This is a genomic window from Pseudonocardia pini, from assembly GCF_013870575.1.
In the GTDB taxonomy this organism is placed as follows: Bacteria; Actinomycetota; Actinomycetes; order Mycobacteriales; family Pseudonocardiaceae; genus Pseudonocardia; species Pseudonocardia pini.
Map to the genome: position 1 here is coordinate 1 of NZ_JACBXB010000392.1, position 5,066 is coordinate 5,066.

The following is a 5,066-nucleotide window of genomic DNA, read 5'->3' on the forward strand; positions in this document are numbered from 1 at the left end:
GATCAACCCGGCCGCGAACTCGCCGATGCCACTGACCGTGCGCAGCCGCTCCCGCACCTCGGACGGCTCGCCCTCCCGGATCACCGCGGCCTCGAAGAGCCCCTCGGTCGCCGCGCGCGCCACGGCCCGCAACCGCTCCTGCTTCAGCTCGGGCAGGCCGGGCAACTCCGGCGCCGCGAGGATCTGCTCGGGCGTGGGGACGGCGGCGATCTCGACCCCCGCCACCTCCACGACCCGCCCGAACCCCCGCGACAACCGCTCCCGCGCCCGCAGCGCCTGCCCGCGCCCCCAGCGCTGGGTGATCACGCACCACAGCGCCGCCTCGTACGGCGACGCGAACAGGAGGGGCCGCAGCCCGGGCGCCGCCGCCTGGATCCGGCCGACCAGCGGATCCCGCTCGCCCACCTCGGCGAAGGCCTCGCCCTCCCCGTCCAGCGAGAGCATGCGGGCCACCTGCTCCCGGACCGGATCGACGGGCTCACCCGGGTCCAGCCCGCTGACGACGCCGTGCACCCCCGCCTCGTCCTGCCGCAGCGCCACGCCGACCTGGCCGCGCAGATCGTCCCGACAGAAGGCGAGCCGCAGCACGCCCTCGGTGAGGGTGCCGCCCCCGGGCCAGTCGCCGGCGGGCTCGGCGCCGTGCCCGAAGGCACCCGCCTCGGCCAGGGAGAACACACCACGGGGCTGAACGGTGAAGGAGGTCATGCGCACAGCGTGCCCGCGCACCCCGACAGTTCTCCGCGACCGGGACGAGTCGTCCACAGCCGTTGCTCCGGTCGGTGCTGATGCAGCTGCATGACTATCGCCGGGCGGCCGCGTCGGCTAGAGAGGGAGGGACCGACCGCGGCGAAGGGGTGGGCATGGCCGAGTACGACCTGGTGGTCCGAGGTGGCACGGTGGTCGACGGGAACGGCGGTCCGCCGCGCACCGCGGACGTCGCCGTCAGCGGGGACCGGATCGCGGAGGTCGGCCGGGTCGCCGGGACCGGTCGACGCGAGATCAGCGCCGACGGGGCCGTCGTCGCCCCCGGGTTCGTCGACGTCCACACCCACTACGACGGGCAGGCGACCTGGGAGTCCCGGTTGCAGCCGTCGTCCTGGCACGGGGTCACCACGGTGGTCGCGGGCAACTGCGGGGTCGGGTTCGCCCCGGCGCTCCCCGAGCACCGGGACCGGCTGATCGACCTGATGGAGGGGGTCGAGGACATCCCCGGCATCGCCCTGCACGAGGGCCTGCCGTGGACCTGGCTGAGCTTCCCCGAGTACCTCGACGTGCTGGAGGCGCGGCACTACGACGTCGACCTCGCCGTGCAGGTCCCGCACGCCGCGCTGCGCGTGCACGCCATGGGGGAGCGGGCCGCCGCGCACGAGGAGGCGACGCCGGACGAGGTCGCCCTGATGGCCAAGCTCGCCGCCGAGGCCGTGCGGGCGGGCGCGCTGGGCTTCTCGACCTCCCGGACGTTGAACCACAAGAGCATCGACGGCGAGCTCATCCCGTCCTACGGCCTCGGTGCGGCCGAGCTGGTCGCCATCGGCCACGCGGTCGGGGAGACCGGGACCGGGGTGCTGCAGCTGGTCAGCGACTTCCCGGAACCGGAGCGCGAGTTCGCCCTGATCCGCGAGCTGGCGGAGGCCGCGGGGCGGCCGTTGTCCTTCTCGCTCAACCAGTTCCCGCTCGATCCCGAGCGGCACCGGACCGTCTTGCGGCTGCTCGAGCAGGCCGTGGCCGACGGTCTGGAGATCCGTGCCCAGGTCGCGGCGCGTCCCGTCGGGCTCATCCTGGGCCTGGAGAACACGCTCAACCCGTTCATGACCAACCCCGTCTGGCGGCGGATCGCCGACCTGACCCCCGGCGAGCAGGCGGCCCGCATGCGGGAACCGGGCCTGCGGGCGGAGATCCTCGAGGCCCAGACCCGGGAGAAGAACCGGAGCCGGCTGGGCGGCAACCTGATCCACAAGTACGAGCTGATGTACGAGCTGGAGGACCCGCCGAACTACGAACCGCCGGTCTCGACGAGTGTCGCCGCGCGGGCGGCGGCGCAGGGTCGCGATCCGGTGGAGCTCGCCTACGACATCGTCGCGGGCGGCGGGATGCTCTACGTCGTCAGCGCCAACTACGCCGACGGGGACCTGGACGCGGTGCGCGAGATGCTCGTCCACCCGGACACGATCCCGGGGCTGTCCGACGGCGGCGCGCACGTCGGCACCATCTGCGACGGCAGCTTCCCCACCACCCTGCTCGCGCACTGGACGCGGGACCGGGCGGGGGAGCGGATCCCGCTGGAGTACATCGTGCGGCAGCAGTCCCGCGACACCGCGCGGGCCGTGGGGCTGACCGACCGCGGGGTACTGGAGCCCGGCCTGCGCGCCGACCTCACCGTGATCGACATGGCCGCCCTGCGCCTGCGCCGCCCGGAGATGCGGGCGGACCTGCCCGCCGGGGGACGACGCCTGCTGCAGCGGGCCGAGGGGTACGTCCACACCGTGGTCGCCGGTCAGGAGACCTATGCCGACGGCGTCGAGACCGAGGCGCTGCCCGGTCGGCTGCTGCGCGGAGCGCGCTAGCGGACCAGGTCCTGGGCGATCGCGAGTGCGGCGGCGCTGCGCTCGGCGGCCGTGCCGTCGATCCCCTCGGTGTGGAAGGCGCCGAGGTGGATCGCGATGAGCGACAACCGGAACCGGAGCTGCTCCTCGGGGGTGCCGCCAGGCGGGGTGAGGGCGGCGGCGAGGGAGCCGAAGCGCTCCTTCATGGTGGTGCCCACGGCGAGGTCCTTGAAGGAGGCCTGGCCCTCCTGGAGGAACCGGATCAGCTGTCCGGCGGACTCGCCGGTGAACAGGCGCTGGTAGCGGCGCAGCACCTCGGCGTGCGTCGCGGGGCCCTGGGGCTGGGTGCGGACCCAGTCGACGATGCCGTCGAGACCCCCGATGACCTCGTCGAACAGGCTGGAGAGGATCTCCTCCTTGGTCTTGAAGTGGTAGTAGACCGCGGCCTTAGTGATCCCCAGCCGCTCGGCGATCTCGCGCAGTGACGTCTTGTCGTAGCCCTGCTCCGCGAACAGCTCGAGCGCGACCTCCCTGATCTGGGATCGCGTGTCCGTACGCCGCTCGTCCGCCACCGACATGACCGTCAGCCTCTCATGGTGAGCCATCTTACTTGCCGACCGGCTAGCATGGAGTGCTAGCCTGTCGGCAAGTAACTTACCAGCCGCCCGGCTAGGTGCGGGCGGAGACGGAGGACAGGTCACATGACCGAGGTGGTGGGGGGACGGCACCGCAAGGCGGAGCCGACCTACGACACCCCGCGGACCCCGCGGGAGATCTACACGGTGATGAGCGGGCTGATGATCGCCATGCTGCTCGCCATGCTGGACAACATGATCGTCGGTACGGCGATGCCGACGATCGTGGGCGAGCTGGGCGGGCTGGCCCACCTCTCCTGGGTGGTCACGGCGTACGCGCTGGCCACCGCCGTCGCCACCCCGATCTGGGCCAAGCTCGGCGACCTGTGGGGCCGCAAGGGCGTGTTCATGGCCTCGATCGTGGTGTTCCTGATCGGCTCGGCGATGTCCGGGCTCGCGCAGAACATGGGCGAGCTGATCGGTTTCCGGGCCATCCAGGGCGTCGGCGCGGGCGGCCTGATGGTCGGCGCGATGGCGATCATCGGTGACCTGGTCCCGCCGCGGGACCGTGGCCGCTACCAGGGCCTCATGGCCGCGGTCATGCCGATCGCGTTCGTCGGCGGCCCGCTGCTGGGCGGCTTCCTCACCGACAACCTCAGCTGGCGCTGGGCCTTCTACATCAACATCCCGCTGGGCATCCTGGCGCTCGTCGTCATCTGGTTCACCATGAAGCTGCCGGTGACCAAGCGCGAGGCGCGGATCGACTGGCGCGGAGCGGGTCTGCTGGCCGTCGCGATCTCGTCGCTGACCCTGCTGACCAGCTGGGGCGGCACCGAGTACGCGTGGGGCTCCTGGCAGATCGTGGGGCTGGGCGTGCTCGCCGTCGTCGCGACCGTCGTGTTCATCTGGGCGGAGCGCCGGGTGGACGAGCCGATCCTGCCGCTGGACCTGTTCCGCTCGCGGAACTTCACCGCCGCCGTGGTGCTGACCTTCCTCACCGGCTTCGCGATGTTCGGCGCCGTGACCTTCCTGCCGCAGTACCAGCAGATCGTGCAGGGTGCCTCGGCCACCGACTCGGGCCTGCTGCTGCTGCCGCTGATGGGCGGCATGCTGGTCACGTCGCTGCTCGGCGGCCAGCTCGTCACCCGGACCGGGCACTACCGGTCACTGCTGATCATCGGGTCGTTCGTGATGGCGGGCGGGCTGTTCCTGCTCTCCACCATGGGCCTGGCCACCACGCAGCTGACCAGCTCGCTGTTCATGATTGTGCTGGGCGTCGGGATGGGCTTCCTGATGCAGACCACGATGCTGGTCGTGCAGAACTCGGTCGAGCGGAGGGACATGGGTGCGGCCAGCGGCGCGGCGACCCTGTTCCGGACGATCGGCGGCTCGCTGGGCGTCTCGCTGCTCGGCACGCTCTACGCCACGCACCTGCAGTCCTCGCTGACCGACCAGCTCGGTGCGGCGGCGGGCGGTCAGGTCGCGGGGGGCCAGCTCACGCCGGCGATGCTCGCCCAGCTGCCCGCCCCGATCCGGGAGGCCTTCCAGACGGCCGTGACCGGCGGCGTGCAGAGCGCCTTCCTGTGGGCGGCCGTGGTGGCCCTGGCGGCCATCGTCGCGGCCTTCGTGATCCGGCAGGTGGCGCTGCGCAGCGCGGCCGACGGCGTCAAGGAGGTCGTCGAGCCGGTCGCCGTCTGAGTCGCCCCGTCCTCCGTCACGCGGCCCGCGCACCTCTCCGGTGCGCGGGCCGCGTCGTGTCACCCGGACGGGCGGCGTGGGGCCGATGGTGCCCGTCCGTGTGATGACGACTGCAGGGAGTGTCCGTCAGGCTCTGTCCGGTTCAGTCGGTACGACCGGTCGGGGGAAGAGTCGATGGCTCTGCGTGAGCAGGCGAGGTCACGCTCCGTGAGAGGGCGGCACCGCGCGGGCCGGTCCGCCGGTCCGCTGG

4 protein-coding genes are annotated in these 5,066 nt (G+C 72.3%); 2 read left to right on the forward strand and 2 right to left on the reverse strand.

Going from position 1 to position 5,066, the window contains the following annotated elements; all coding sequences use genetic code 11:
- Nucleotides 1-705, reverse strand: a 705-nt coding sequence (locus H5J29_RS20360) for a DNA-3-methyladenine glycosylase 2 (protein ID WP_181782646.1), incomplete at its 3' end; no start/stop codon positions are given.
- A 155-nt stretch (nucleotides 706-860) separates the two neighbouring features.
- Between H5J29_RS20360 and H5J29_RS20365 the strand changes: the two genes are divergently transcribed.
- Complete coding sequence (locus tag H5J29_RS20365; protein ID WP_181782647.1) at nucleotides 861-2,564, forward strand: N-acyl-D-amino-acid deacylase family protein; 1,704 nt, start codon at nucleotides 861-863, stop codon at nucleotides 2,562-2,564.
- On the opposite strand, the gene H5J29_RS20370 is transcribed toward H5J29_RS20365, so the two are convergent.
- Nucleotides 2,561-3,121, reverse strand: coding sequence for a TetR/AcrR family transcriptional regulator (locus H5J29_RS20370; RefSeq protein ID WP_181782648.1), 561 nt, complete (start codon nucleotides 3,119-3,121; stop codon nucleotides 2,561-2,563). The two genes, H5J29_RS20365 and H5J29_RS20370, sit on opposite strands and share 4 nt — an antisense overlap.
- A 123-nt stretch (nucleotides 3,122-3,244) precedes the next feature.
- On the opposite strand from H5J29_RS20370, the gene H5J29_RS20375 reads away from it, so the two are divergent.
- Nucleotides 3,245-4,816: an MDR family MFS transporter gene (locus H5J29_RS20375; protein WP_181782649.1), complete on the forward strand. Its 1,572-nt coding sequence runs from the start codon at nucleotides 3,245-3,247 to the stop codon at nucleotides 4,814-4,816.
- Nucleotides 4,817-5,066 lie beyond the last annotated feature (250 nt).

Bases quoted from the DNA above. Each gene is read 5' to 3' on its own strand.
- H5J29_RS20370 (WP_181782648.1), bottom strand. From the start codon at position 3,121: ATGTCGGTGGCGGACGAGCGGCGTACGGACACGCGATCCCAGATCAGG.
- H5J29_RS20365 (WP_181782647.1), top strand. From the start codon at position 861: ATGGCCGAGTACGACCTGGTGGTCCGAGGTGGCACGGTGGTCGACGGG.
- H5J29_RS20375 (WP_181782649.1), top strand. From the start codon at position 3,245: ATGACCGAGGTGGTGGGGGGACGGCACCGCAAGGCGGAGCCGACCTAC.